The following is a 25,744-nucleotide window of genomic DNA, read 5'->3' as shown; positions in this document are numbered from 1 at the left end:
GAAAGCGTGACGAGAATGGACCCAGATGCCCAACCAGGGGCAGTTATGCCTCTAGTTGTGATTAGCGAGGCCGCGCTAACCGCGACGCACCTGTCCAGCATTGTGGCATGACACCGTGATCCATACGGCCGCCTCCTGGCGGTTGCCCTCCACCCTAGGCCGACCAAGAGAGTAGTGCGTACGGAAGCGAGGCACCGATACCCGAAAGCAACCGTTATGACTGTTTCATTCAGTCACTCTTCGTGGCGAGGGGAACGTGGATCGCGAGCACCGTGACGTCGTCATCCTGCTCATATCCGGACAGCATGCGATCGACAAGAAAATCTAGCAACATGTGCGGGCTTCCCACCACTTCGGCGGGCGCTTCGTTCACAACAGAACAAAGATCGGCAAGCCCGGCATCGAGGCCACGCTTGCGATTCTCCACCAGACCATCCGAATACAGGACAGCGGTGTGGCCCGGCGGGACACAGAACCTGAACTGCCGGCGGCTCGTGGGCCAGCCCAGCGGGGTGCCTGGCTCGCCGTCGCACAGCAGCGGCACGCCCTGCGGGGAGACCAGCAGCGGAGGCGGGTGACCGGCGAGCGCGAGCGTGCCCTCCCCGGTGCCCGGCTCGACGACCATGTAGGCGAGGGTCGTGACCTGCTCCTCCTCCTCGGTGGCCTCGAAGACCCTGTCGAGCCCTGTGAGCACCGCGGCGGGCGGCGGGTTGGTCAGCGCCAGGGCCCGCATGGCGTTGCGGATGCGCCCCATTCCCGCCGCGGCCTTGACGCCCTTGCCCATGACGTCGCCGACCACCGCCGCGACCCGGCCGTCCTGGAGGACGAACGCGTCGTACCAGTCGCCGCCGACCTGCACGTGGCGGCTTCCCGAGCGGAACCGCTGGGCGAGGACCAGGCCCCGGACCACCGGCAGACGGTCGGGCAGCAGGCTGCGCTGGAGCGTCTCGGCGGTGCGGTGCTCGCGCTCGAACAGGGTGGCTCGCTCGACGGCGAGGGCGCACTGACCCGCGAGCGCCTCCAGGAACACCCCGTCCTCCTGGGAGATCTTCTGCGGGCGGGTGAAGGAGAACCTCAGCGCGCCGAGCGCCCGCCCCGCGGCCAGCAGCGGCAGCCCCACCCAGGCCCGCTCGTCGCTGTGGTCGATGAACCCGGTGATCTCCTCGCTGTCGCCACCCGCGTCGACCAGCTGGGCCCTCAGGCTCTCCGGCGACTCGGCGAAGACCGGGCGCCGGCTGTTGACCGCCATCGTCATCACGCTGGAGTGCGAAAGCGGGATCTCCTCGCCGGGCGCGCCGGGGACGTCGGGGATGCCTCCGCTGTTGACCAGCTTCAGCGCGGCCCGGTCGACATCGAGCAGCGCCACGGCCGAGCGGTCGGCCGCCAGGGCCGTACGACCCACGTCGATGATCACCTGGACCACCTGCTCGACGGTGAGCGCCTCGGCGAGTATCGCCGTGGCGCCCTGCAGGCGCGCGGTCCGCAGAGCCGCGGCGCCGAGCTGGTCGGTCAGGCGGCCGCGCATCTCCTCGGCCTCGCGCTGCGGGGTGACGTCGGTGTTGGCGCCCACCCACTCGACGACCCGATTGTGCCGAATGATCGGCACGGCGCGCACCTCGAAGTGCCGGTAGCCGCTGGCCCGGGTGCGGACCCGGTAACTCCACTCGAACATGGTCCGGCCGCGCAGCGCCTCACGCCACGCCTCCTCGGTGTGCGGGCGGTCGTCGGGGTGGACGGCCTCCAGCCAGCCGTGGGCGAGGTATTCATCGATCCTCTGACCGGTGATGGCCCGCCACTGCGGCGCGTCCTCCTCCACGACGCCGGTGGGCGCGGTGATCCACACGAGCTGGGACTGGGCCTCGACCAGCGAGCGATAGCGCTCCTCGCTGCGCCTGAGCTTCTCCTCGACCTGCCTGCTGTCGGTGATGTCGACGCCGACCAGGCAGATCGCCTGGAGCGTGCCCTTGTCGTCGTGGATCGGGGAGAAGGTCAGCGACCAGTGGTGGGTCGCGCCGTCGGCGGTGCGCACCCGGATCCGCTGGTCGCCCTCGACCTCGGCCCCCGCCACGATGCCGCGGACCGAGCCCTGGATCAGGGCGGTCAGGTCGGCGGAGAGCAGATCACCGGGGAGGCGGCCGACCAGGCGCTCGGCGGGCAGGCCGACCACGTCGGCGAAGACCTCGTCGACGCGCTCGAAACGGCCGTCGGGGTCGAAGAACGCGAAGGCGAACGGCGACTGCGACAGCAGGCCCTGCAGCAGGCCGGAGTCTGAGATGTCCACACCCGACTCCCGGGGACGGGGCACGGAGGTTTCGGCGCTCATGGTCGGCACCTCCGTCGCGTGCCAGGGTCTCCCACGAGGCACATCTCCAAACTTGCGAATTGGCGTAGCGCGGCTCCGGGGGACCGGATCCTGGAGTACATCATCGGCGATGGGCAGGTGTGGACGGAAGCCCCGCCCAGGATGCGGTCAGCGCACCCTGGGAACGCCGCCGCTCCGACGACCGGAACCCTCGCGCCGATGCGAGGGGGCTTCCACACGGGCGCCGACCGGGCGGCACCGCGTCTCCGAACGTTTGCGGCCAGGACCATAGCAGGATCGGGCCGGACCGTCCCGGCAACTGCCCACCTCATCTCCGTAGGGCTTGCAGGCGAGATCAGGCTACTGACTCGCCGTCAATTCGGCTCCCTGTTCGGTAACACTCGCTTACTCGACTGTTGCAGGATTCAGTCAAGACACGGGGTCAGCTTCCCATATCACGGCGCCAAGGGTTGACAGTCCCGAGATAAGTTGTGAAATGAAAACGCACGTCCTCGCCGACACATCCGGGGGATGCCCCCGGGAAACTCCGGAGGAATGCGACTTCCATGCCCGTTCTTGCCACCCGCCTCGGCGGGCCTTCCGTGACGACCCTCGCCGCGCCCTCGGCGCCCTCGGCGTCCCCGGCGTCCTCTGTGCCCGAGGCGACCCTCCACGAGCCGGTCACCTCTCACCTGGCCGCCGAGTTCCCGACGATCTCCCTCGACACCGTCGACAGGTGCGTGGCCGAGGTCCGCGCCTGCGCCGAGCATCTCGGCATCGAGCCGACGGCCGAGATCGTCGAGCGCGTCGCCCGCGAGCATCTGCTCGCCCTTGTCAACTCCGCGCCGCCATCCCGCGGTCCCCGGTAACATCGGGAGCACCCGGCCGTCTTCTACGCACCGTTTGGCCCGGGAATGCGAGAAGGTTGGGACGTGAGCGAGGGAAGCGAGCGGGCCGATCGACGCGGCGGCGGCGCCTGTGATGGGCTGAATCGCCCGACGGGGGAGGCTGCTTGAGCCGGCGACATCGTCGAGACCTCAGGGAGAGCCAGTCCCCCGAGGCGGTCTTCGCCGAGATGTTGCTCGCCGCTCGCGAGCTACTGGCCGTACGCAGCCCGCTGGACGCCGAGCTCATGGTCTCCGACATGATCGGAGCCTGGTGGGGGCGCCGGCTGCGCCGAGGAGACGCCGAGCAGGTCCTCGGCGAGGGCCTGGTCGACTACGCGGCCAAGGCGGGCTCGCCCGCCGCGCTCACCCTGCTGATCGCGCTCGCCTACCTCGGCACGGCCCGCCAGGCCGCCAAGGCCGAGGGCGCCGCGCTGGCGCTCATGGAGCGCGACGTGGCCAGGCCGCGCTGGGCCGACCGGCTGGGCGTGGTCAAGACGACCGGCTGCTTCGTCTCCCGCGACGCGTACGGCGACCAGGACACCGTGGTGTGCACCTTCGGCTACCGGGGCGCCGACAGCGTCGAGGAGCGGCACGCGCTGGTGGTGATCGTCGACTACAACATGCGCGGCATCGCCCGTGACGCCTGGGTCTCCTCGCACGTCGACAAACTGCTGGAGCAGGCCAGGGCCGAGGCCGAGGGCAACCCGATGCTCAGGTTCGGGGAGATCGAACCTCAGCAGGCCAGGGCGCTGCTCGAATCGGCCATGAAGGCCACCGCCGAGTACGGCCAGCGCAGGACGACCGTGCCGGTCAGCGACAGCTACAGCGCCTACCACGCCTTCGCCAGGTCCCGGATCAAGGCTCTGCCGCCAGGCAGGAAGCGGCCGGCCCCGCTGCACAGCGAGGCCCCCTACAGCCGCGACCGCCGGGCGATGCTGGCGGCCGAGTTCCTCTCCTCGGACGCGGCCGAGCACCTGTCCGACCCCTCGGCGGCCTCCCGGTGCGCCGACCACATCATCGACTACGGCTGCGACCAGGATTTCGGCCGCCCGCTCCGGGTGAGCCCGACCAAGTGCGAGACGTTCCTCCTCGACTGGCTGCCGCGCAAGGTGATGCTCAGCACCGCCGAGCAGGAGGCGGTGCCGCACGTGCTGGGCGCGTGGGCGCGGTTCGCCGCGGGCAGGACCGGACTGCCCGACGAGGGGCTGCGGGCCACGCTCGACGCGATCTGGGAGGCGACGGGCAAGTTCGCGGAGTCCTACCGCGACCCGACGACCTTCGGGCTCGACCGCGACCTGCTCGACCGGCTGTTGCCGGACGGCGACCTGTCGGCGCTGGCCAGGCGGGTGTTCGCGTTCCCCTTCCTGCAGGGTACGCACGGTGAGATCAAGCTCAGCCTGCTCAACCCCGCCGACGACACCGACCGGCGGATCCTGCTGGGCATCGACCACGCGGGAGAGCTCGACCGGCGCGACTACGACGAGCACCTCGCCTGGCACGAGGAGATCGCCGCCAGGCTCTGGGAGGGCGATCCTCCGCAGCTGTGGGAGGCGGCGCAGCGGCTGCTCGACCTGGGTCACGACCGGCACGACGTGCTGCACGTGCTGATCGAGATCGCCGAGCGCATCGGGGACGACCCCGAGGAACTGGCCATCGCCCTCGATGACATCGCGGACATTCCCGACGAACCTCCGGTGTAGGTGAGCCATGGTGATCGATCTCAACGCCGATCTGGGTGAGAGCTTCGGGATCTGGAGGCTGGGCGACGACGAGGCCCTCCTCGACGTCGTGACCAGCGCCAACATCGCCTGCGGGTTTCACGCGGGCGACCCGTTGAACATCCGGCGCACGTGCGCGGCGGCGGTCGACCGCGGAGTGACGATCGGTGCCCAGGTCTCCTACCGGGACCTGGCCGGGTTCGGCCGCCGCGAGATGGACGTCGATCCCGAGGAGCTCTGCGCCGAGGTGCTCTACCAGCTGGGAGCGGTGGACGGCATCGCGAGGGCGATGGGCGGCCGGGTCTCCTACGTCAAACCGCACGGCGCGCTGTACAACCGGATCTGCCGCGATCCCGAGCAGGCCGGGGCCGTCGTGGCGGCGGTCGCCGACTACGACCGGGATCTGCCCCTGCTCACCCTGCCCGGCTCCGTGGTTCACGAGATCGCCGCCGGGGAGGGGGTCACCACCGTCGTCGAGGCCTTCGCCGACCGCGCGTACACCGGCACGGGAGCGCTGGTCTCCCGCCGCTCCCCCGGCGCGGTGCTGCACGACCCGGGCACGGTCGCGGACCGGGCCGTGCGGATGGCGACCGAGTGGGTGGTCGAGGCGGTGGACGGTTCGCGGGTGCCCGTCGAGGCGCGCTCGATCTGCGTGCACGGCGACACCCCCGGCGCCGTGCTGATGGCCCGTGCCGTGCGCGACGGCCTGGTGGAGGCGGGAGTGACGCTGAGGTCCTTCGCGTGAGCGTCCGGCGGGCCGGGGAGCACGCGCTGCTGGTGGAGACCGGCTCGCTGGAGATCTCCCACCGGCTGGACGCGCTGCTGCGGGCCGACCGGCCCCGAGGGGTGGTCGAGATCGTGCCCGGCCCCGTCACGGTCCTCGTCACCGCGCCGGGGGCCGATCCCGCTCGTCTGCGGGACGAGCTCCTCCGCCTGCTCGCCGCGGTGGCCACCGCGGACGCCGCGGTGACCGCGGGCACGCAGGAGGTGACCCTCCCCGTCGTGTACGACGGCGCCGACCTCCACGAGGTCGCCGCGCTGAGCGGCCTCTCCCCGCAGGAGGTGGTCGAGCGGCACACCGGGCGGGAACTGGTGGTGGGCTGGCTGGGCTTCGCCCCCGGTTTCGCCTACCTCACGGGGCTGGACCCGGCTCTGCACGTCCCCCGGCTGGACACCCCGCGGACCTCGGTGCCCGCCGGGGCGGTGGCCGTCGCCGGCCCCTACTCGGCGGTCTATCCCTCGGCCTCACCCGGTGGCTGGCGGCTGCTCGGCCGCTCGGCGACCGCGGTGTGGGACGTGGCCGCCGACCCGCCCGCCCTGCTCACGCCGGGGACGCGGGTGCGCTTCCTCGCGGTCGGCGAGTCATGATCGAGGTGGTCGCGCCCGGCCCTTACGCCACCGTGCAGGACCTCGGCCGGCCGGGGTACGCCCACCTCGGGGTGCCCCGCTCGGGTGCGGCGGACGAGCCGAGCCTGCGACTGGCCAACCGTCTGGTCGGCAACCCGCAGAACGCCGCGGGGATCGAGCTGACCTTCGGCGGGGCCCGGCTTCGCTTCACCACCGGGGCCTGGACCGCCGTCGCCGGCGCCGCCTGCCCACTGGACCTCGTGCGACCGTACGAGACGGCGCCCGGCGGGACGGGCCCGGTCTCTCCGGGCGGAGCTCCGGCGTCCACGAGCCGATCCTCCCCCGCGGGGACGCCCGCGAGCGGGATCTCCGCCGGCGAGGCCTCTCCACAAGGGAGGATCCGGCGAGTGACGGTGCCGCAGGCGATGTGCGCGCCCTTCTGGGTTCCCCCGGGGGGCGAACTGCGCCTGGGGACGCCCAGGGCCGGTCTGCGCACCTACGTCGCCGTCCGGGGCGGCGTCGACGTTCCCATCACGATGGGAAGCCGGTCCGCCGACTCCCTGTCCGGGCTGGGGCCTCCCCCGCTGCGCACCGGGACGGTACTGCCCGTGGGGCCGACCGGAGACCTGCCGCCGATCACCGTGGACGCGGCGCCCTCGCCGGAGCTCGGGAGGGGCGTCCTGCGGGTTCTTCCCGGTCCTCGCGACGACTGGTTCGTCCCCGGAGCCCTCGCCACCCTGTGCGCGGGGCCGTACGAGGTCAGCCAGGACAGCAACCGGGTGGGCGTGCGAATGCGCGGCGCCCATCTGGAACGGGCCAGGAGCGGGGAACTGCCGAGTGAGGGCATGGTGGCGGGGGCCGTCCAGGTGCCGCCCAGCGGCCAGCCGATCGTGTTCCTCGCCGACCACCCGCCGACCGGCGGCTACCCGGTCATCGCCGTCCTGACCTCGGCGAGCCTCGCCCGGGCCGCCCAGCTCCGCCCCGGCGACCGGGTACGATTCCGCCGCGACTGACCCGCCCACGGCGATCCGGCCGTCACAGGCCGCGGCGAGCGTACGTGTCACCGGAGCGGGGCTGGGAGTTCGCGAAACCCCTGTAGGGCTCACCCCGGGGCGGTCAGACGATGAGCCTGACCTCGCCGGGAGGAGTTCGTCCACCTCCCCGTGGTCAGCGAAGGAGAGCGGAGACCCGTTCGATCTCGGCGGCGAGGGCGGCGGCGGGGACCTCCTCCAGGAGGTCGACGGTGATCTTCCCGTCCTTCGCCTCCCAGACCCCGGCCACCCGGCCCTGGTGGACGACGACCGGGGAGATCCAGCCGGCGGCCCGGCTCACCTTCGACTTCGCCTCGGCGGGCAGGAGGGGCTCCAGGTCGCGGGGCGCTCCCAAGATGTACTGGTCGAAGCCGGGCAGGAGGTGAACCCCGGTCGCGGGCCGGGTCGTGGCCAGGTCGCCGAGGTGCTCGGCGAGCACGACCATCGGCCGGCCCTCCACCTCGATCTCGGCCAGCTCGGGCGTGAGGTCGCGGAACCAGCCGCGCAGCGTCGCCTTGCGGGCGGCTCCCCGGTAGAGCCAGCCGTCGAACGTCTCGGGGGCGCCGGGGCCGTGGGCACCGAGGAAGGAACGGAGCAGGCGCACCCCGGCCTCTTCCGCGGAGGGGAGCACGTCGGGCCAGCCGGGCACCTGGTCGCGAGGGCGGGCGAAGGTCACCCGGCCCCCGCGCGGCGGACCGTGGCAGAGCTCGCCGAGGAAGCTCAGCGGCTTGAGCAGGGCGCCCCAGCCGGAGGTGAGAGCCTCCCTCAGATGTGCGTCGCCGGTGACCTCGATCACGCCGTCGACCAGCTCCTCGCGGGTGAGGACGCGCCCCGCGAGCGCCTTGGGGACGGCGTCGAGGATGGCGGCGACCTCGGCGGCGGTGACGCCGTGACCGCGCTGCCAGGAGCCTTTGTCCCAGTTGCGGAACGAGCCGAGGACCGCGGCGTAGGAGGCGAGCTCGTCGCCGGGGACGAGGTGGAGGGTGCCGCGCGCCGTCCAGGTCTTGACCAGGGTGCGATCTCGCCACAGGGCGCGGTCGATCTCACCGCGATCGGGCCGCGCGCTGCGCACGGCCACCGCCAGCTCGGCCGAGGAGGCCACCTGCGCCTGCACCCCGGTGAGCCTGCGCACGACGGACACCGCGTCGGGTCCGTCCGCCGGATCGACGAACTGCCGCTTCAGCCGCCAGGCGAGCACCTGGGGCCAGGTCACCGAGATAGCCATGACCGACTTCTACACGTCCTCCCCGACAGAACGCGACCCGCCCGTGGTCACGGGAACGAGCGCCGACGCTCCGGCCTTCGTGACTCCGTCGTCCGATCGCCGTACCCGGGCGTCTCCGTCCTGCGGGGCGAGACGGGCGTCGACCGGCCTTCGGGGTGGAACGAGCGTCAACGAACAAAGCCGATGTCCTGATATTTCAGGTCATAGAAGCCTCGGGCCCCGAAGTTGGCGAGATCGCTCTTGACCGCGACGATCTGCGGTCGCTGGTAGAGCGTCACCACGTTGACCGCCTGCCAGATGAGCTTGTCCGCGGTGTTGGTGTCGGCGACGGCCCTCGCGTGGTCGAGGTCGGCGGTCGCCTTGTTCATGGCGGCGTCGATCCGCCGGGATCCGATGCGGCCGAGGTTGGCGTTCCACTGCCTGGTGCCGTCGGGGAGCCTGACGGCGTCGGCGTACTGGCCGTAGGAGCTGGAGACGGGAAAGGGCGTGCCCACGTACGCGAACGCGGTGATGTCGTAATTGCCGGGAATTATGTATTTGGTGAAGTAGTCGTCCGTCGGTACCGACTGGAGGGTGACCCCGACCCCGATGCGGCCGAGCATGTCCTGGACGAGCTCGGCCTCGGATTTGGTGAGCTGCAGGCCCGACGGCAGGACGAACCGCAGGTTCAGCTCCCTCCCCGCCTTCCTGCGGGTCCGGCCCTCCAGTTTCCAGCCCGCGGCGTCCAGCTCCCTCCCCGCCCTGACCGGGTCGTACGTGCCGATCTCACCGGCGTTGTCCTGGTATCCCTCCTGGGTGTTCATGAAGAAGTGGTTGTTGAGCAGCACGATCGGCCAGTCGAGGCCCTGGAGGTCCGACTGGGCGATGACCTGACGGTCGATGCCCATCGCGACGGCCCTGCGGACCTTCTGGTCGGACAGCAGGGCGCTCTCGCCGTTCATCGTGATGTGCCGGAAGTCGGGGCCCGCCGCCTGCCGCACGATCGCGTCCGGGGTGCTCCTGGCCCGCGCGTAGTCGGGCGCGGACGGGCCGACGTCGAAGGTGTCGAGCTCGCCGTTGCTGAAGGCCCCGACCAGCGCGTCGCTCTCCAGGGATCGGTAGATGATCCGGTCGAGCTTGGCCCGATCACCCCACCAGCGCTCGTCCCGCGCGATCGTGACGGTCTTGGCGGTCGGGTCGAACGCCACGAATTCGAACGGGCCCGCGGTCACCGGGACGCGGTTCAGCCATGCGGTGTTGAACGCCTCGGGGGTGGCGTTCGTGCTCCGGGGATACAGCGGCGCGAACAGCGACTGCCAGTCGCCGAAGGGTTTGGCGAAGGTCACCACGACCTGGTGGTCGTCCCTGCCCCTGTCGACCTTCTCGATATTTCGGTAACCGGTGGTGCTCGCCACCCGGTAGCCGGCGTCGCGGCCGCTCAAAGCCTGCCACTGGGCACGGTAGTCCTCCCAGGTGATCGGGGTGCCGTCGGACCACCTGGCACGCGGGTTGAGGGTCAGCGTGACGACCTGCTCCGGCTCGTGCGCGGTGACCCTGCCCTCGGACAGGTAGTCGGTGTTCGGGGAGATCGTCCCCTTGGCGTCGGAGCGGAAGGGGGCGGGCATGAGGGCGTCCATGACCCTCTTGACCGTCGCCAGGTTGCCGTCGATGTGGTTGAGGTTCCAGTTGGACGGATACTCGTTGATCCCCCACCGGAGCACGCCCCCGTCCGCGACCCGCTCGCGAGGCACCGGGTTGACGTCGTAGGCCTTGATCACGGAGACCGGCCCGCCCGGCCTCCCCCCTCCCCCGCATCCGGCGAGACCCGGTGCGACGGCCAAGGCCACGGCCAGCGCGGCGGCGAGCGCGCCCACGCGCCGGATTGGTATCACGGTGTTCCTCCCGGTGCATACGGCTGGGTCATCCGGCGTCGGACCTCTCGGCGAAGTGGCATGAGACGCCGTGGTCGTCCCCGACCTGCCGTATCAAGGGCTCCTCGTCCACGCAGCGTCGCCGGTCGGTCTCGCCGAGGGTTTTGAACAGGGGGCAGCGGGTCCGGAAACGGCACCCGGAGGGAGGGGCGGCGGGACTCGGCAGGTCCCCCTCCAGCAGGACGCGCTTCCTGGAGCGTTCCAGCAGCGGGTCGGGAAGCGGGACCGCCGACAGCAGGGCCCGAGTGTAGGGATGCAGCGGGGTGTCGTAGACGGCGCCGACCCGGCCGATCTCCGCGATCCTCCCCAGATACATGACCGCGACCCGGTCGGCGATGTGCCGGACCACGGCCAGGTCGTGCGCGACGATGAGGTACGACAGGCCCAGGCGGCTCCTCAGCCCCTCCAGCAGGTTGAGCACCCCCGCCTGGATGGACACGTCGAGCGCCGAGACCGGCTCGTCCAGCACGACCAGCCGGGGCCGCGGGGCGAGGGCACGGGCGATGCCGATGCGCTGACGCTGGCCCCCGGAGAAGTCCTGCGGGTAGCGGGCGGCGTGGCCGGGTTCCAGGCCGACGAGGTCGAGCAACTCGCCGATCCTCGGCCCCGGGTCCCGTTCGCCGTGCGCGCGCAGCGGTTCGGCGAGAATGTCGTAGACGGTCATCCTCGGATCCAGCGAGGCGAGCGGATCCTGGAAGACGACCTGCATGTCGCGCCGCACGGCCATCCGGTCGCGGGCGCTCATCCTTGAGGTGTCGTGGCCCAGCACCGTGATCCTGCCGCGCTGCGGTGCGGCCAGTTCGAGGATCTCCATCAGGGTGGTGGTCTTACCGCAGCCCGACTCGCCGACCAGGCCGAGCGTCTCGCCCTCGCGGACGTCGAAGCCGACGCCGTCCACCGCGCGGACCGTGCCGACCCTCCGCCGCAGGAGCGTCCCGGCGACCAGGGGGTAGTGCTTGACCAGGCCCTCGACCCGCAGGACCACGGCGCGCTCCTCGCGCGGGCGCGGCGGCTCCTCGACGCCGGGAGCGGCGAGGCCGGTGGAGTCGATGGAGGCAGTGGAGTCGGTGGGGCTCACAGGGCTCGCGGGACGCCGGGCGGGAGCGGCGGCGGCACGTGTGGCGGTGCCCGTGGCCGGTCCGCGCATACCGTAGACCTGGTCCGGCGACCATCCCGCCGCCTCGATCTCGCCGGAGCGCACGCACGCCGCGAGGTGGCCCGGCGAGTCCACGGGCTCCGGCTCCGGCTCGGTCTCGGAGCACGCCGGGACGGCGATCGGGCAGCGCGGCTCGAAGGGGCAGCCCGGCGGCAGCGCCGCCGGTGACGGCGGGCCGCCCTCGATGGGCACCAGCGGGCGCCCCCTGCCGCGGTCGAGGCGCGGGACCGAGCCGAGCAGTCCCATGGTGTACGGCATGCGACTGCGGTAGTAGACCTCGTCCACCGAGCCGACCTCGACGGGGCGCCCGGCGTACATGACGAGGACCCGGTCGGCGAACCCCGCCACCACCCCCAGGTCGTGGGTGATGACGACGATCGCCGCGCCGGTCTCACGCTGCGCCGTCTTCAGCACCTCCAGCACCTGCGCCTGGATGGTCACGTCGAGCGCGGTGGTGGGCTCGTCGCAGAGGATCACGTCGGGGTCGTTCGCGATCGCCATCGCGATCACCGCGCGCTGGCGCATGCCACCGGAGAACTCGTGCGGGAACGCCCTGGCCCGCCGCGCGGCGTCGGGGATGCCGACCAGGTCGAGCAGTTCGACCGCACGCCTGGCCGCCTGGGCGGCGCCCACCCGCTGGTGGACGCGGATCGCCTCGGCGACCTGGTCGCCGACCCGGTACACGGGGGTGAGCGCGGAGAGCGGATCCTGGAAGACCATGGAGACGGTCTTGCCGCGGAACGCGGTGAGCGTCCTCTCCGGGGCGCCCAGGATCTCCTGCCCGAGCAGCCGGACCGAGCCGGTGACGCGGGCGTGCGCCGGGAGCAGGCCCATCACGGCGAGCGAGGTGACCGACTTGCCGGAGCCGGACTCCCCGACGACACCGAGCACCTCGCCGGGACGGACCGCGTAACCCATGCCCCTGACCGCGCGGACCGCCCCCGGCCCCGAGCCGAAGGTGACGTCGAGGTCACGCACCTCGAGCACGGGGGCGATCGGGTCGGGCACCGGCTCGCGCTCGCCGGCCCTGGACGTCGTACCCGGGAATCGCTCGCCCGTCATCGGTCACCCGCCCCGTGGGACGTGGGGTCGAAGGCGTCGCGCAGGGCGTCGCCGACCAGGTTCACCGCGAGCACGGTGACGATCAGCAGACCCGCGCAGAACCAGAACGTCCAGGGGGCGTACAGGGCCGTCCGCGCGCCGTCGGCGATGAGGCTGCCCAGCGAGACGTCGGGCGGCTGGATGCCGAAACCGAAGTAGGACAGGGACGTCTCGGTGAGGATCGCGGCGCTGACGTTGAGCGTGGCGTCGACGACCAGCAGCGAGGACATGTTGGGGATCACGTGCCGGAAGACGATCCTCGTCGGGGGCACGCCCATGAACCTGGCCGCGTGGATGAACTCCCGCTCCCTGAGGGAGATGGTCATGCTCCGGACGATCTTCGAGGTGACCATCCAGAGGAAGAGCGCCAGCACCAGCACGAACACCGGCCACTGCCTCCCGGCGAAGAGCGGGGACATGATCGCCAGGATGAGGAAGGCCGGGAGCACGAGCAGCAGGTCGGTCAGCCAGGTCAGCGCCCGGTCGGTCCAGCCTCCGAAGTATCCGGCGAAGGCGCCCACCACGGCCGCGAGCGCGGTGCCGACCACCGCGGCGAGCAGGCCCACGATCAGGGACCTGCGCAGGCCGCGCAACGTGACCGCGTACACGTCGGCGCCGGTCTGCAGGGTCCCCCACCAGTGCTCGGCGGAGGGAGGCGCGAGAAAGGCCGTGTAGTCCTTCGAAACGTACGTCCAGCGGGTGAGGTGCGGCCCGGCGAAGGCAAGCAGGAAGATCAGCACAAGCAGGGCGAGGCCGATCCTGCCCCGCCCCGAGCGCAGGAGGCGGCCCGCGACCACCCGCAGCCGCGAGGGTGCCTTGATCCTGTCGACGGACGACTGCTGCTCGGCGAGCTCCTCGTCGGCGATGGCCATCTCCGGCTCACCCCACCCGGACACGGGGGTCGAGGACGGCGTGGAGCATGTCGGAGGCGAGCGCGGCCAGCAACACGGCCAGCGCGGCGAAGCAGCTGATCGCCGCGACGGTGTTGACGTCGTTGGTGGAGATCGAGTCGACCAGCTGCTCCCCCAGGCCGTGCCAGCCGAAGATCTTCTCGGTGAAGGTGGTGCCGACCAGCAGCGCCCCGAAGGTGAAGGCGAAGTAGGTGACCGCCGGGATGAGCGCGGTGCGCAGCGCGTGCCGGGTCAGCGCGGCCCTGCGGCTCAGCCCCTTGGCCATGGCCGTACGGACGAAGTCGGCGCCGAGCACGTCGAGCATCATGTTGCGCTGGTAACGGCTGTAGACGGCGACCAGTCCGAGCGAGAGCGACAGCGTGGGCAGGACCAGGTGCCTGATCCTGTCGAACACGGCGGCGGCGAGCCCTCCCTCAAGGCCGGGGGTCGCCTCTCCGCTGACGAGGACGATCTGGGTGCCGGCCGCCTCGTTGAGCCGGATGGCGGCGATGATCAGCATGTTGGCCAGCACCACCGTGGGGATCGCGAGCACGACGAAGGACAGGACGGTCGCCGATCGGTCGAAGAGGCCGTACTGCCTGACCGCGGCGTAGGCTCCGATGAGCACACCTCCGACGCTGCCGAGGACGAGTCCGATCGTGATCAGGCGCAGGGTGACGCCGACGCGGCGCCCGAGGTCGTCGTTGACCGACCCTCCGCCCACCGTCTTGCCGAAGTCTCCGCGCACGACGCCTCCCGCCCAGGTCAGGTAGCGCTCGAAGAGCGGGGTGCGGTCGTTCAGGTTGAGGTCGGTGAGGTGCGCGTCGACGACGGCCGACGGGAGCGGGGGGTTGCGGCCCTCGTAGTTGGATCGCGGGTTGAGCGCGGAGGCGGCGAGCATGTAGGCCAGGCTGGTGGCCACGACGATCAGCACCAGATAGTTGAGCAGCCTGCGGGTAAGGAATCCCGCCATCTTTCCTCCTCCGGAGCCCCGCCGCTGTCGGTGACCATCTTGCTACACTCGGCGACCGACGGACTGCACAGCGTACCGAGTCGGAGGGATCTCGATGGGAGATGGCGGAGCCGAGGTCACTTCCCCGCGAGCTCGTCGACGGCCGCGCGCAGGTCGGCACCGGTGATGGTGGTCAGGTCGGCGGCGCTCGCGGTGGTTCCGCCGAGGGCGGCGAGGCGGACGTCCCTGCGCATCGCGGCGCGCTCGAAGAGCGAGCGCGCGAACCTGCCGTTGCCGAGCCCGTCGATCAGGCCCTCGTCGCAGACCCAGGTGAAGACCTCGGCCAGGTCGCGGCGGGCGTCGTCGTCGAACCGGTCTCCCGACTCGTCGGCGAGCAGCACCGCGATCTCGGTGAGCTCCCCCGGCGAGTACGAGGGAAACTGCACCCGCTGGTTGAACCTGCTGCCCAGGCCCGGGTTGGAGGCCAGGAAGGCGTTCATCTCCCGCTCGTATCCGGCCAGGATGATCACCAGCCGGTCGCGGTCGTCCTCGGCCCGCTTGAGCAGCGTCTGCACGGCCTCGGTGCCGAAGGCGTCGCCCCCGCTGTAGCCGGAGTTGACCAGGCTGTACGCCTCGTCGACGAACAGCACCCCGCCGAGCGCCCGGTCGACCAGCTCGTTCGTCTTGATCGCGGTGGCGCCGAGGTGCTGGCCGACCAGGTCGGCCCGCTGCGCCTCCACCACGTCGGGCTGGGTGAGCAGGCCGAGCGCGGCGAAGATGCGGCCCAGGATGCGGGCCACGCTGGTCTTACCGGTTCCCGGCGGTCCGGCGAAGACGAAGTGCCGCATCTGCGGCGGGGTCGGCAGCCCGCGCTCCTCGCGCATCTTGGCCACCCTGAGCTGCGCGGCGATCGCGTGCACCTGCCGCTTGACCGGCTCCAGCCCCGCCATGCGGTCGAGGTCGGCGAGCGCCTCCTCAAGGGAGGGGGCGGCCTGGTAGCCCCGGTAGCGGGCGGTGAGCTCGTCGAAGGCCTTGACGGCGTCGGCCTCGATCGTGGTGACCAGGTCCTCGGTGGTGGGCGCGCCGCCCGCTCCCACCACGCGCACGTCCCTGGCCTGCGCGACGGCCTCCACGAGGCTGCGGACGAACCGGGCGTTGCCCAGGTCGTCGACGATCGCGCGCCGGTGGATGTCCTCGAAGCGGGCGAGCAGGGCGGACGCGGCCTCGGGCGCCATCCGGTCGCCCCTGCGCCGCTGCAGCAGCTCGGTGATCCGGAGCAGCTCGTCGGGGGCGTAGCTGGGAAAGCGGACCCTGCTGGAGAACCGGCTGGACAGGCCGGGGTTGGACGACAGGAAGGTGCCCATCTCCTTCTCGTATCCGGCCAGGATGACGATCAGCCGGTCGCGGTCGTCCTCGGCCCGCTTGAGCAGCGTCTGCACGGCCTCGGTGCCGAACCTGTCGGGCTGGCCGTCACCGGAGTTGATCAGGCTGTACGCCTCGTCGACGAACAGCACCCCGCCGAGCGCCCGGTCGACCAGCTCGTTCGTCTTGATCGCGGTGGCGCCGAGAAACTCCCCCACCAGGTCGGCCCGCTGGGCCTCCACCACGTAGGGGGTCTCCAGCAGGCCGAAGGAGTAGAAGATCTTCGCGACGGTCCTGGCCACGCTGGTCTTGCCGGTGCCGGGAGGGCCGACGAACACGAAGTGCCGCATCGGCGGCTCGGTGGAGTATCCGGCCTCCCTGCGCAGCCTGGCCGCCTCGATCGAGGCGGCGATCGAGCGGACCTGCTCCTTCACCGGGGCGAGGCCGATCATGGCGTCCAGCTCGCCGAGCGCCTCCTCCACCGAGATGGGCGGGGGGTCGTCGCGCTCGCCGGCGCTCTGGGCGGGGGCGGGGTGGCCGCCCTCGCGGACCCGGAGCCCGCTCGGGAGCCGCTCCCCCGCCTCCAGCGCGGCCCGCACCCGGCGGGCCTGCAGGAACCGGTGGACCAGCACCCCGGCCGCCACGGCGTACGCGGCCCAGACGGCGACGGCGGGCACGAACCCCGTGATGACCACGTCGAGCAGGACGGCCGTCAGTCCCGCGGGCACCAGTGCCATGACCGTGGTCATCCACGGTGGGACCCAGCGGATGAGGTGGGCGGCCCCCGCGACCAGGAGTCCGAGGAGCATCAGCGCCGACGGGACCGGCGAGTGCAGGCCGAAGAGGACGGCCCGGAAGATCAGGACTACCCCCAGCCAGCCGAGCACCACGAGCAGGGTCGCCGCGGCGCGGGGGAAGCTCAGGGTCAACGCCGCGAAGCCGAGCAGCACCAGGGTGGAGAAGAACGTGTTGAGGACCGACCAGCCGAGTCCGAACGCCAGCGCGACCGCTCCGACCAGCACCGCGACGTAGATCAGCCTGCGCAGGGGCGGCGAGAGCCGAAAGTAGCCCAGTCGAACCTGCTCGAACAGATCCCGTGCCGCCGCGCGCCCCGCCGGACGGGCCCTGCTGGATTCCCGCATCACGCCTCCCCGGTCCGCCCCTGGTTATACCGCAACAAGGGGGCGTTTGCGCGTGCCTGAGGGTCGCGCCACGCCGTCGTGTGGGCAGGATCAGATATCCGGATGAGAGCGGATGAAACCAACGTTCGAGGTAGCAAGCTCTTTCCGCGCGGTCCCTCCGGCCACGCCTCTCCCTGTGCCGCCCCCGCGCCCCGCGCGCGGCGACCCTCGCCCGCGTTCCCCCGAGGCGGTACGGCCCGGTCCCGGCCGCCCCCGCCGTTCGCCCGCCCGGGGAGCCATGCCGGGTCGCGGGCGTCGCGGGCAGGGAAATGTCACCGCCCGGCAAGACGGTCCACGGCTCCGCGCCCCGCGGGTCACGCGGCCCTTGGACGCCCCGGTCCCGGCATGGCTCCCCGGGCGGGTCGCGTTCCGGGCGAGGGCGTCCCGCGCTCCGGGGAGAACCGGATCCCGGCACGTACCGCGTCACGCACCGCAGGACGGTCCCGCGCTCCGGGGAGAACCGGATCCCGGCACGTACCGCGTCACGCACCGCAGGACGGTCCCGCGCTCCGGGGAGGACCCCTCAGCCGCGGCGGGCGCGGCCCTGGTGGCGGCCGGGATACTCGCCGACCACGACCTCCTTGGGGGTGATTCTCAGCAGGTCGGCCTCGGTGTCGCCGACGGCGACGCCCCGTACCTCGGCCCAGAACCGGCGGTCGAGCGGGTCGGCGACGAAGACCGCCACCCTGGGGTCGCGTTCGGCGGCCTCCCAGGCGTCGGAGGCGGCGATCAGGCGCAGCTCGCCGCTCGGGCCGACCGAGCTGACCGCGCCGACGGCGAGCGCGCGCGGACCGCTGGGATCGGCGTACGCGAGCACCACCCCCCGCGCGTAGGTGAAGGCCGCGCGCACCTCCCCGCTGAGACCCACCGGCGCTCCCGCGTCGCCGGGGAGGCGGCTTCCGCAGCCGTCGCACATGACCAGCGAGGCCCGCCACGGCCCCGGCGCGCCGTGCCACCACGCCCGCACCGACCTCGTGGCGAATACCGCCACCGGTACGGCGAGCAGCGCGATTCCCGCCCACCAGGCCCACTCTCCCGGCGGGTCGAGCCCGAGAGCCGGTGCCGCCCCGGCCACGCCGAGCAGGATCGACGCCGAGGCGGACAGCGCCAGGACCGCCACCAGCGCGCGGTCGGAGGCCGACGCGCGGGCGAGCCCGAGGGGCGGACCCACCCGGACTCGCAGCCGGCCGAGCGCGAGCGGTACGGCGAGGGCGGCCAGTGCCCAGCTCCGCTCGTCCAGGACGACCACCGCCACCGTGACCGCCGCCGGTACCGACCAGACCCTGACCGCGACGAGCCAGAGCGTCACGTTCACGTCGCGCCTGGCCGTGCGATCGTCGCCCGCGGCGGCGAACTCGGCCAGCGCGCTGACCGGCCGCCCGCGCCATGCCTCGACGAGGACGCGCAGGACGAGCAGCACCATCCCGTTGAGGAGCACCAGTCCGGCGAGACTCGCCCAGAGCGCACCCGGCACCGGGCCGGAGGGGGGTGGTGGGATCTCCGCGGGGAGGATGGCGACGACCGCGACGTACGCGGCCACGGCGACCAGGGTGATCGAGACCGACGTGCTGAGCCACAGGTCGCGGGCGAGCATGCCCGGCACGTACGACCAGAGCCTGACCCGCTGCGCCCGCCTGAGGGTGATCGCCAGGACGGCGAGCAACACCAGGCCGCCGCCGATCCTCGCCACGGAGGCCAGGCCGAACCCGAACTCGGTCGCGCAGACCGCGACGAGGGCGACGGCGAGCAGGATCCGGATCTGCCGCGACCATGTCGCCAGGGCACGTCTGGCCCGGCCGGTCTCGCGGGGGTCGACCGGCCAGGCGGGGTCGTGGTGGGCGCGCGGGCGCTCCCAGCGCAGCCGGGCCAGGCCGAGGTTCACCCTCGCGCCCGGGTGGCCGGGCAGCAGGCGCAGCGCCTCGCGGTAGGCGGCCTCCGCAGCGGCGTACTCACCCCGCAGCAGCGCGAGGTCACCGGCGAGAACGTGCGGGTCCGGCTCCTCCGGCGCGTAGCGCACGGCCCTCGCCGCCTGCGCCCGCGACTCGCGCCAGCGTCCCGGCACCCTGCGCAGCGCGGCCCCCAGCCGCATTCGCGCGGCCCAGGAACCCGGTGCGAGGCGTACGGCCTCCTCGGCCGCGGCCACGGCCTCCGCGTCGCGGCCGAGCCGCTCGAACGCGAGGCTCGCGAGGCGGTATCCCCAGTCGGCGCCGGACTCGGACCGGGGGTCGAGGTCCAGCGCCTTGCGTGCGGCCTCCAGCGCGGCCTCGGGCCGGTCACGGGCCAGCCACGCGGCGGCCACCGCGCACCACTGCCGGGGGTCGGCGGGGTCCCGCGGCGGCGGCACGGGCCCCGAGGCGAGGTCGTTCCCTGACCGGGAACCAGGGAGGTCCCGCGGCGACGCGGTGACCCGGCCGAGGGCGTTCCCGGACCGGGAATCGACAGGGTCCCGCGGTGGCGGGATCGAGGCGGGGTCATCCCCGCCGGACCCGCTCACCACGGCGGCTCACGGGCCTCGCGCTGGCTCCCCACGATCGCCATGGTCGGTGCGAGATCACCTTTTGCCTAGATGTCGGTATATGCCTGTATCTCTCTAGAGAGGTCGCTCGCAGCGGCCCGAGAACCGCCGAACACCGCCCTGCTCGGGGCATAAAACGGACATTCCCCTGTGAATCAATCACCCAATGCAGCCCCGGGCACTGCCCGGCTTCGCCTAAGCTGCGACGCATGTTCGTCCAGGCCGACAGATCCTGAGCGGCTCATGACCACCGTCATGGCCAGACGCGCGGCCGGCGACCCACGGGCATCCGGGGCCGGCCGGTGGTCGGTCCTCGCCGTCCTCTGCTTCAGTCTGCTGCTGATCACGGTGGACGCCACGGTGCTGCACATCGCGGTACCGGCGCTGACGGCCGCCCTTGAGCCGTCCTCCGTGGAGCTGTTGTGGATCATCGACGTCTACTCGCTGATGGTCGCGCCGCTGCTGCTCACCTTCGGCACGCTCGGTGACCGCTACGGGCGCAAGCGCCTGGTGCTCGCCGGATACCTGGTCTTCGGCGTCGCCTCGGCCGCGGCGGCGTTCGCGCCGACCCCGCTCGCGCTGATCTCCGCACGCGCACTGCTCGGTCTCGGCGGAGCGATGATCATGCCCGCCACGCTCTCCATCATCCGGCAGGTCTTCACCGACCGGCACGAGCGGGCGATCGCGCTGGGTGTGTGGAGCGCGGTGGCCGCGGCCGGGGCCGCGGTCGGCCCGATCATCGGCGGGGTGCTCGTCGAACACTTCTGGTGGGGCGCCGTCTTCCTGATCAACGTCCCCATCCTGCTGGTCCTGATGCCCGCCGCGGCCAGGGTCCTGCCCGAGTCCCGCAGGCGCACCGGTCAGCCGTGGGACGCGCTCAGCGCGGCGCTGTCGGTGCTGGGCATCCTCGGGGTGGCCTTCGGCCTGAAGGAGGCGGGGGCCGGGCATCCGGGCGGGGTGGTGGCGTTCCTGGGCGGGGTCTGGCTGCTGGTGTGGTTCGTCCGCAGGCAGCGCTCACTCGCCGTCCCCTTGCTGGACCTGAGCCTGTTCCGGAGGCGGGCCTTCTGCGCGGGGGTGGGCGGCGTGCTGCTCACGGTCTTCGCCCTGGTCGGGCTGCAGCTCATGCTCGCCCAGTATCTCCAACTGGTCCTGGGTCACAGCCCGATCCAGGCGGCCGTACGGATGCTCCCCCTCATGATCGCCGCGATCGTGGGCGGTCTGGCCGGGGCGCGGCTGCTGCGCTGGTTCGGGCTGCGCGCCACGATGGGCGGCGGGCTGGCGTTGACCGCCCTCTCCCTCGCGCCCACCCTGACCTGGCACACCGAGGGACATCCGGTGGCCCTCGCGCTCTGTTTCATCGGCATCGGCTTCGGCATCCAGGTCACTCTGCTCGCCGCCTCCGACACGATCATGTCCTCCGCCCCCGAGTCCCACGCGGGCGGCGCCGCCGCGATCGAGGAGACCGCCTACGAACTGGGCGCCGGACTCGGCGTCGCGGTGCTCGGCACGATCACCACGGCCGTGTACGCCCCCTCGCTGCCCCCGGTCCACGGTGTCGCGCCCGCGATGATGGAGCAGGCCCGCCAGTCGCTCGCCTCCGCCGCCCACGTGGCGCGGGAGATCGGCGGCGGCGTGGGAGACGCCCTGCTCGACGCGGCCCGCGTCGCGTTCGTCTCCGGTCTGCACACGACGGTGGCGGTGAGCGTGTTCCTGCTCGCCGCCACCGCTCTGGCCGTGACACTCCTGGTGCCCCGCCGCCCCGTCGGCGAAGAGAGGGACGCCCCTCGTGGAGGTTCGTGACGGGTCGCGAGGGTCACCAAGGGGCACCGAGGGTCGCCGAGGGTCGCCGAGGGTTTGGACGGCCCCCGCTCGGTCATCTATCGGTCAAGCATGGGCAGGAACGGGGAATCTAACCAGAATGAGGAACCGTGCGACAAACCCTTCATGATCTTGCTTCCCTGGCCGCCAGACTTGGCGTGGGCGGGATCTTCTTCGCCAACGGCTGGCACAAGCTCGAAGCGGGCCTGAACGCCACAGCCGAGCAGTTCACGAGCCTGGGCGCCTCCGGGCCCTACGTGTGGGCCGCGACCACCATGCTCACGGAACTCATCGGCGGCGCGCTGCTGGTCGCGGGGCTCGCCGTGTCCGCCTGCGGGCTGCTGCTGTTCGCCGAGGCTCTCGCCGTGTTCATCCTGGCCAGCGGCGAGGTGGGCCTGCCGCTCACCGGTGGCGACGCCAAGCTGATCGTGGCCCTTGGCGCGGCCTCCATCCTGCTCGCGGTCGGCGGCGCGGGCCGCCTCTCGGTCGACCACATGGTGGTGATCAAGCGCCGTGAGGCCGAGGCCGCCGAGGACTTCGCCGCCGAGAACGAGGCCCACGACGTCATCGCCTCGCTGCGCGAGCCCGAGACCCACGCGGCGCCCGCCCTCGCCCGTCCCACCTCGGGGAAGAAGCCCGACGAGGCGTCCCCGCCCACCTCAGAGCCGGAAGGATCCGCCTCGGAGAGCACCACGGACACCGCGGAGTTCCCCGCCGCCCCCCGTCCTCGTACGCGCACCCGCAAGCCTCCGTCCGGCGCCGCGACGTCCACACCCCCGGCGACCCCCGCGACCGCGCCCACACCGGTCGGGCCTCCCGCGCCCGGCAAGACCTCCGACACCCTCGTGGCCGGGAAGAAGGAGCGCCCCTCCTCGGGGAGCTGAACAACCCCGGCGCCCGGTCATCCGGCCGGGCCGCCAAGGCCGGGGGTCCTCGATCGGCTGCGGGCGCTCCCCGCGGTCATGCCCGGCCCCCGCCGGCCCCCGCGCGGACCGCCACGACCTCACCCGGTGAGCCCTTCGGCACGGTCCTGGGCGTCGAGGACCTCGTCACCGTGGTCGAAGGCCCACTCGCCGAACGCCCCGATCAGCGGCACCAGCGTCCGGCCCAGGTCGGTGAGCCCGTACTCGACCCTGGGCGGCGCCTCGGCGTAGGCCCGGCGGGAGACGAGGCCGTTGTACTCCAGCCTGCGCAGGGTCTCGGTGAGCACCTTCGCACTGATCCCGCCGATCTCCTCGCGCAGCTCGCCGGGACGCCGGGGACCGGCGCGCAGTGCCCAGACGACGACGGCGTTCCAGGTGTTGCCGATCAGGTCGAACGCGAGCCGGGCGCGGCAGTCGGCGAGGAACACGCCGGGTCCTCCAGTCTCTCCGAGACGTCACGCACCGAACGGTGCCCGATGAATTCTCTACCTTCGTCCCACAGCAGCAGTCGAGCAGGGGAGGACGGATGCGCATCGGCATCCTCGGCGCGGGCCGCATGGCGGACGCGCTCGGAACGCACTGGGCCCGCGCGGGCCACGAACTGACGGTGAGCGGCCGGAACCCGGCCAAGGCCGCCGCCCTCGCGGCCAGGCTCGGGCCCGCCGCACGGGCGGGCACCTGGGAGGAGGCGGCGGTCTTCGGCGAGGTGACGCTGCTCGCCGTCCGCGACCACGCCGTGACCGAGGTCCTGGCGGCCGCGGGAGGCGGCCGGGGGACGCTGGACGGACGGGTGCTCGCCGACTGCGTCAATCCGGTCGTCCAGGGACGCTTCACCCTCGCCACCGAGGGTGGCCCCTCGATGGCGCGGCGCGTCGCGGAAAGCACCGGGGCACACGTCGTCAAGGCGTTCAACCTCTGCCACGAGGACGTATGGCGGATGACGCCGCCAGCCTTCGACGGCGTCCCGCTGGCGGTGCCCCTCTGCGGCGACGACCCCGCCGCGCTGGCCGCCGTACGCTCCCTCGTCACCGATCTCGGGTGCGAGCCCGTCGACGGCGGCGGCCTGGAACGCGCGGGCCTGCTGGAGGCGACCGCGGCGTTCATGATCGGTCTGTGGGTCGGCGGCGCGGACGCCCGAGCGGTGCTGCCACCGCTGAGGTACGCCTTCGGCGATCGGGGCTGACCCCCCAGGGCGGATCCACAGGTCGTGACCCGGGTGACCGCGGCGAGGCCGCCGTTCGCGGACCGTGGTTCCCGGCCCGCGAGAACGGCACCGTGGAGAAGCCGCGGGACATCGCGACCCCTCCCGTACCGGCCGCGATGTCCCTCGGTCAGAGTTCGAAGCGGGCCACGCGGCGGAGTTTGTTCATGGCGTCCAGCGCGGCGACCTTGTAGGACTCGGCGAGGGTGGGGTAGTTGAAGACGGCGTCGACCAGGTAGTCGATGGTGCCACCGCAGCCCATGACGGCCTGGCCGATGTGGATGAGCTCGGTGGCGCCGGTGCCGAAGACGTGCACCCCGAGCAGAGCGCGGGTCTCCGGGGAGACCAGGAGCTTCAGCATGCCGTACGTGTCGCCGATGATCTGGCCCCTGGCCAGCTCGCGGTAACGGGCGATGCCGACCTCGAAGGGGACGTGGGAGGCGGTCAGCTCGTCCTCGGTGGGGCCGATGAAGCTGATCTCGGGGATGGTGTAGATGCCGATCGGCTGCAGGTGGTGGATGCCGCCCAGCGGCTCGCCGCAGGCGTGGTGGGCGGCGATGCGGCCCTGCTCCATGGAGGTGGCCGCGAGCGAGGGAAAGCCGATGACGTCGCCGACCGCGTAGATGTGCGGCACGACGGTGCGGTAGTGCTCGTCGACCTGGATGCGTCCCCGGGCGTCGGCGGCCAGTTCCGCGGCCTCCAGGGCGAGCTCGTCGGTCATGCCGTGGCGTCCGGCCGAGTACATCACCGTCTCGGCGGGGATCCGCTTGCCGCTCTCCAGCACGGTCAGCGCGCCCCGGGAGCGGCGCTCGACGGCGGCGACGGTCTCGCCGAAGCGGAAGGTCACCGCCAGGTCGCGCAGGTGGTATTTGAGTGCCTCGACGATCTCCAGGTCGCAGAAGTCGAGCATCCGGTCGCGGCGCTCGACCACGGTCACCTTGGTGCCCAGGGCGGCGAACATGGAGGCGTACTCGATGCCGATCACCCCGGCTCCCACGACCACCATCGAGTCCGGGATGTCCTGCAGTTGAAGGATGCCGTCCGAGTCGATGATGGTGTGGCCGTCGAACTCCACGGTGTCGGGCCGGGCGGGCCTGGTGCCCGTGGCGATGACGATCTTGTCTGCGGTGACCTTGGTCTCGTGGCCGTGCTCGTCGACGACGCCGACCGTGTGCGGATCCACGAAGTGGCCGTGCCCGTTGAGCGTCGTCACGTGGTTGCGCGACAGCTGGCTGCGGATCACGTCGATCTCCCGGCCGATCACGTGCTGGGTGCGGATCCCCAGGTCCGCCGCGGTGATCTCGTCCTTCACCCGGTAGCTCTGGCCGTACATACCCCGCTGGTTGAGACCGGTCAGGTGCAGTACGGCCTCGCGCAGCGTCTTGGAGGGGATGGTGCCGGTGTTGATGCACACCCCGCCGAGCATGTTGCGCCGCTCGACGAGCGCGACACGCCGTTCGAGTTTCGCCGCGGCGATCGCGGCTTTCTGTCCACCCGGTCCGGAACCAAGAACAAGGACATCAAAATCCCTCATAGGCCCCAGTGTGCAGGCAGGAGACGGTCTCAGCCAGACTCACGGAATACCAGATCGTGGCAGTCTCGTTAATACCGCCTCACACCGCCACACGGCCGTAATATCCCCAGCGTCCGCGGAGCGGTACGCGCCGTCACCGCGCGCCGGACCGGGACCGCGGCGCGGCGCGGCGCGGCCCACCGTCACCGCGCGTCGAACCCGAGCCGCGACGGCACCGGCACCGCGTGGCGCCACGCGCCGTCACACATCGTCGCCTCGTCGGCCGGGGGGACGCGCCGCCGACCTCTCGCGACTCACACCTGCGCGCCGACCCTGTCGACGATCCTGTCCGCCCCCTCCTTGCGCGCGCAGTGCGCGCAGCAGAACCAGCGCCGGTCGGCCTCGACGCCGTGCCCGACGATGCGGACCCCGCAGTGCTCGCAGATCGGCGCCATCCGCTGGATCGCGCACTCGAAGCTGTCGAAGACGTGCACCGTGCCCTGGGCGTGCACCTCGAAGCTCATGTCATAGTCGTTTCCGCACATTTCACAGGTCGCCATGTTTCCCCCCGAAAACTCGTGGCTTTTCCGGTGAGGGTCCTACCCAGGTATCCGCAGGTCAGACAACCCGTGTCGTCGCGACCGCCCTCGCGGGCGAGGTGGACACCACGGGCGTGACAGGCATGGCCGAAACCTTCGCACCGACCGCCCCG

Annotated in this window: 19 protein-coding genes; 8 read left to right on the top strand and 11 right to left on the bottom strand. The window is 72.1% G+C overall.

Features of this window, described 5'->3' with window-relative positions; translation table 11 throughout:
* Positions 1-229 precede the first annotated feature (229 nt).
* Complete coding sequence (locus tag ACFY3V_RS25550) at positions 230-2,323, bottom strand: SpoIIE family protein phosphatase (protein ID WP_362902381.1); 2,094 nt, start codon at positions 2,321-2,323, stop codon at positions 230-232.
* Between the two features lie 545 nt (positions 2,324-2,868).
* On the opposite strand from ACFY3V_RS25550, the gene ACFY3V_RS25545 reads away from it, so the two are divergent.
* From ACFY3V_RS25545 to ACFY3V_RS25525, 5 genes are all read left to right on the top strand, one after another.
* The gene (locus ACFY3V_RS25545; protein WP_389776817.1) at positions 2,869-3,171 is read left to right on the top strand and encodes a hypothetical protein; all 303 of its coding nucleotides are present in this window, start codon (positions 2,869-2,871) and stop codon (positions 3,169-3,171) included.
* 206 nt (positions 3,172-3,377) lie between these two features.
* Entirely contained in the window at positions 3,378-4,889 is a 1,512-nt protein-coding gene (locus tag ACFY3V_RS25540; protein WP_362902455.1) for a hypothetical protein, read from the top strand.
* Positions 4,890-4,896: 7 nt separating this feature from the next.
* Positions 4,897-5,652: a 5-oxoprolinase subunit PxpA gene (locus ACFY3V_RS25535; RefSeq protein ID WP_350945948.1), complete on the top strand. Its 756-nt coding sequence runs from the start codon at positions 4,897-4,899 to the stop codon at positions 5,650-5,652.
* Positions 5,649-6,275, top strand: a complete 627-nt coding sequence (locus tag ACFY3V_RS25530; RefSeq protein ID WP_389776812.1) for an allophanate hydrolase subunit 1 — start codon at positions 5,649-5,651, stop codon at positions 6,273-6,275. Before ACFY3V_RS25535 ends, ACFY3V_RS25530 begins: the two co-directional genes overlap by 4 nt.
* The gene (locus ACFY3V_RS25525; protein WP_389776809.1) at positions 6,272-7,267 is read left to right on the top strand and encodes a biotin-dependent carboxyltransferase family protein; all 996 of its coding nucleotides are present in this window, start codon (positions 6,272-6,274) and stop codon (positions 7,265-7,267) included. The genes ACFY3V_RS25530 and ACFY3V_RS25525 overlap by 4 nt, the downstream gene beginning before the upstream one ends.
* A 154-nt stretch (positions 7,268-7,421) precedes the next feature.
* Here the strand turns inward: ACFY3V_RS25525 and ACFY3V_RS25520 are convergent, their stop codons facing one another.
* The 7 genes from ACFY3V_RS25520 to ACFY3V_RS25490 all read right to left on the bottom strand — a co-directional run bounded on the left by ACFY3V_RS25520 (position 7,422) and on the right by ACFY3V_RS25490 (position 19,406).
* Complete coding sequence (locus ACFY3V_RS25520) at positions 7,422-8,510, bottom strand: winged helix DNA-binding domain-containing protein (protein ID WP_350945943.1); 1,089 nt, start codon at positions 8,508-8,510, stop codon at positions 7,422-7,424.
* A gap of 167 nt (positions 8,511-8,677) precedes the next feature.
* Positions 8,678-10,381 (bottom strand): ABC transporter family substrate-binding protein, encoded by a 1,704-nt coding sequence (locus tag ACFY3V_RS25515; RefSeq protein WP_362902389.1) that lies wholly within the window; start codon positions 10,379-10,381, stop codon positions 8,678-8,680.
* 28 nt (positions 10,382-10,409) lie between these two features.
* A complete protein-coding gene (locus ACFY3V_RS25510) occupies positions 10,410-12,638 on the bottom strand; it encodes a dipeptide ABC transporter ATP-binding protein (RefSeq protein ID WP_389776804.1) in 2,229 nt (742 codons plus the stop codon).
* A complete protein-coding gene (locus tag ACFY3V_RS25505; protein ID WP_350945940.1) occupies positions 12,635-13,549 on the bottom strand; it encodes an ABC transporter permease in 915 nt (304 codons plus the stop codon). The genes ACFY3V_RS25510 and ACFY3V_RS25505 overlap by 4 nt, the downstream gene beginning before the upstream one ends.
* A 7-nt stretch (positions 13,550-13,556) precedes the next feature.
* Complete coding sequence (locus tag ACFY3V_RS25500; RefSeq protein WP_362902394.1) at positions 13,557-14,540, bottom strand: ABC transporter permease; 984 nt, start codon at positions 14,538-14,540, stop codon at positions 13,557-13,559.
* Positions 14,541-14,656: 116 nt separating this feature from the next.
* Positions 14,657-17,023, bottom strand: a complete 2,367-nt coding sequence (locus ACFY3V_RS25495; RefSeq protein ID WP_389776799.1) for an AAA family ATPase — start codon at positions 17,021-17,023, stop codon at positions 14,657-14,659.
* Between the two features lie 562 nt (positions 17,024-17,585).
* Positions 17,586-19,406, bottom strand: coding sequence for a hypothetical protein (locus ACFY3V_RS25490; protein WP_389776796.1), 1,821 nt, complete (start codon positions 19,404-19,406; stop codon positions 17,586-17,588).
* 414 nt (positions 19,407-19,820) lie between these two features.
* On the opposite strand from ACFY3V_RS25490, the gene ACFY3V_RS25485 reads away from it, so the two are divergent.
* On the top strand, positions 19,821-21,377 hold the full coding sequence (locus ACFY3V_RS25485; protein WP_389776793.1) for an MFS transporter: 1,557 nt from the start codon (positions 19,821-19,823) through the stop codon (positions 21,375-21,377).
* A 128-nt stretch (positions 21,378-21,505) separates the two neighbouring features.
* Complete coding sequence (locus tag ACFY3V_RS25480) at positions 21,506-22,279, top strand: DoxX family membrane protein (protein WP_389776790.1); 774 nt, start codon at positions 21,506-21,508, stop codon at positions 22,277-22,279.
* Between the two features lie 119 nt (positions 22,280-22,398).
* On the opposite strand, the gene ACFY3V_RS25475 is transcribed toward ACFY3V_RS25480, so the two are convergent.
* Complete coding sequence (locus ACFY3V_RS25475) at positions 22,399-22,746, bottom strand: helix-turn-helix domain-containing protein (RefSeq protein ID WP_350945934.1); 348 nt, start codon at positions 22,744-22,746, stop codon at positions 22,399-22,401.
* On the opposite strand from ACFY3V_RS25475, the gene ACFY3V_RS25470 reads away from it, so the two are divergent.
* The gene (locus ACFY3V_RS25470) at positions 22,668-23,501 is read left to right on the top strand and encodes an NADPH-dependent F420 reductase (RefSeq protein ID WP_389776787.1); all 834 of its coding nucleotides are present in this window, start codon (positions 22,668-22,670) and stop codon (positions 23,499-23,501) included. The genes ACFY3V_RS25475 and ACFY3V_RS25470 overlap by 79 nt on opposite strands.
* Before the next feature lie 148 nt (positions 23,502-23,649).
* Here the strand turns inward: ACFY3V_RS25470 and sthA are convergent, their stop codons facing one another.
* Together sthA and ACFY3V_RS25460 are read right to left on the bottom strand one after the other, a co-directional pair.
* On the bottom strand, positions 23,650-25,053 hold the full coding sequence (gene sthA, locus ACFY3V_RS25465) for a Si-specific NAD(P)(+) transhydrogenase (protein ID WP_350945932.1): 1,404 nt from the start codon (positions 25,051-25,053) through the stop codon (positions 23,650-23,652).
* 293 nt (positions 25,054-25,346) lie between these two features.
* Complete coding sequence (locus tag ACFY3V_RS25460) at positions 25,347-25,592, bottom strand: hypothetical protein (protein ID WP_362518789.1); 246 nt, start codon at positions 25,590-25,592, stop codon at positions 25,347-25,349.
* Positions 25,593-25,744 lie beyond the last annotated feature (152 nt).

Origin of the sequence: Streptosporangium sp. NPDC000095 (assembly GCF_042899335.1) — a bacterium.
Classification (GTDB): Bacteria; Actinomycetota; Actinomycetes; order Streptosporangiales; family Streptosporangiaceae; genus Streptosporangium.
The sequence above is the reverse complement of the archived record's forward strand: the minus strand, read 5'-3'. Positions and strand labels throughout refer to the sequence as shown.

What these genes read in the sequence shown, in the direction of transcription:
- ACFY3V_RS25550 (WP_362902381.1), bottom strand. Translation starts at nt 2,323, where the DNA reads ATGAGCGCCGAAACCTCCGTGCCCCGTCCCCGGGAGTCGGGTGTGGAC.
- ACFY3V_RS25545 (WP_389776817.1), top strand. Translation starts at nt 2,869, where the DNA reads ATGCCCGTTCTTGCCACCCGCCTCGGCGGGCCTTCCGTGACGACCCTC.
- ACFY3V_RS25540 (WP_362902455.1), top strand. Translation starts at nt 3,378, where the DNA reads ATGTTGCTCGCCGCTCGCGAGCTACTGGCCGTACGCAGCCCGCTGGAC.
- ACFY3V_RS25535 (WP_350945948.1), top strand. Translation starts at nt 4,897, where the DNA reads ATGGTGATCGATCTCAACGCCGATCTGGGTGAGAGCTTCGGGATCTGG.
- ACFY3V_RS25525 (WP_389776809.1), top strand. Translation starts at nt 6,272, where the DNA reads ATGATCGAGGTGGTCGCGCCCGGCCCTTACGCCACCGTGCAGGACCTC.
- ACFY3V_RS25520 (WP_350945943.1), bottom strand. Translation starts at nt 8,510, where the DNA reads ATGGCTATCTCGGTGACCTGGCCCCAGGTGCTCGCCTGGCGGCTGAAG.
- ACFY3V_RS25510 (WP_389776804.1), bottom strand. Translation starts at nt 12,638, where the DNA reads ATGACGGGCGAGCGATTCCCGGGTACGACGTCCAGGGCCGGCGAGCGC.
- ACFY3V_RS25505 (WP_350945940.1), bottom strand. Translation starts at nt 13,549, where the DNA reads ATGGCCATCGCCGACGAGGAGCTCGCCGAGCAGCAGTCGTCCGTCGAC.
- ACFY3V_RS25500 (WP_362902394.1), bottom strand. Translation starts at nt 14,540, where the DNA reads ATGGCGGGATTCCTTACCCGCAGGCTGCTCAACTATCTGGTGCTGATC.
- ACFY3V_RS25495 (WP_389776799.1), bottom strand. Translation starts at nt 17,023, where the DNA reads ATGCGGGAATCCAGCAGGGCCCGTCCGGCGGGGCGCGCGGCGGCACGG.
- ACFY3V_RS25485 (WP_389776793.1), top strand. Translation starts at nt 19,821, where the DNA reads ATGACCACCGTCATGGCCAGACGCGCGGCCGGCGACCCACGGGCATCC.
- sthA (WP_350945932.1), bottom strand. Translation starts at nt 25,053, where the DNA reads ATGAGGGATTTTGATGTCCTTGTTCTTGGTTCCGGACCGGGTGGACAG.
- ACFY3V_RS25460 (WP_362518789.1), bottom strand. Translation starts at nt 25,592, where the DNA reads ATGGCGACCTGTGAAATGTGCGGAAACGACTATGACATGAGCTTCGAG.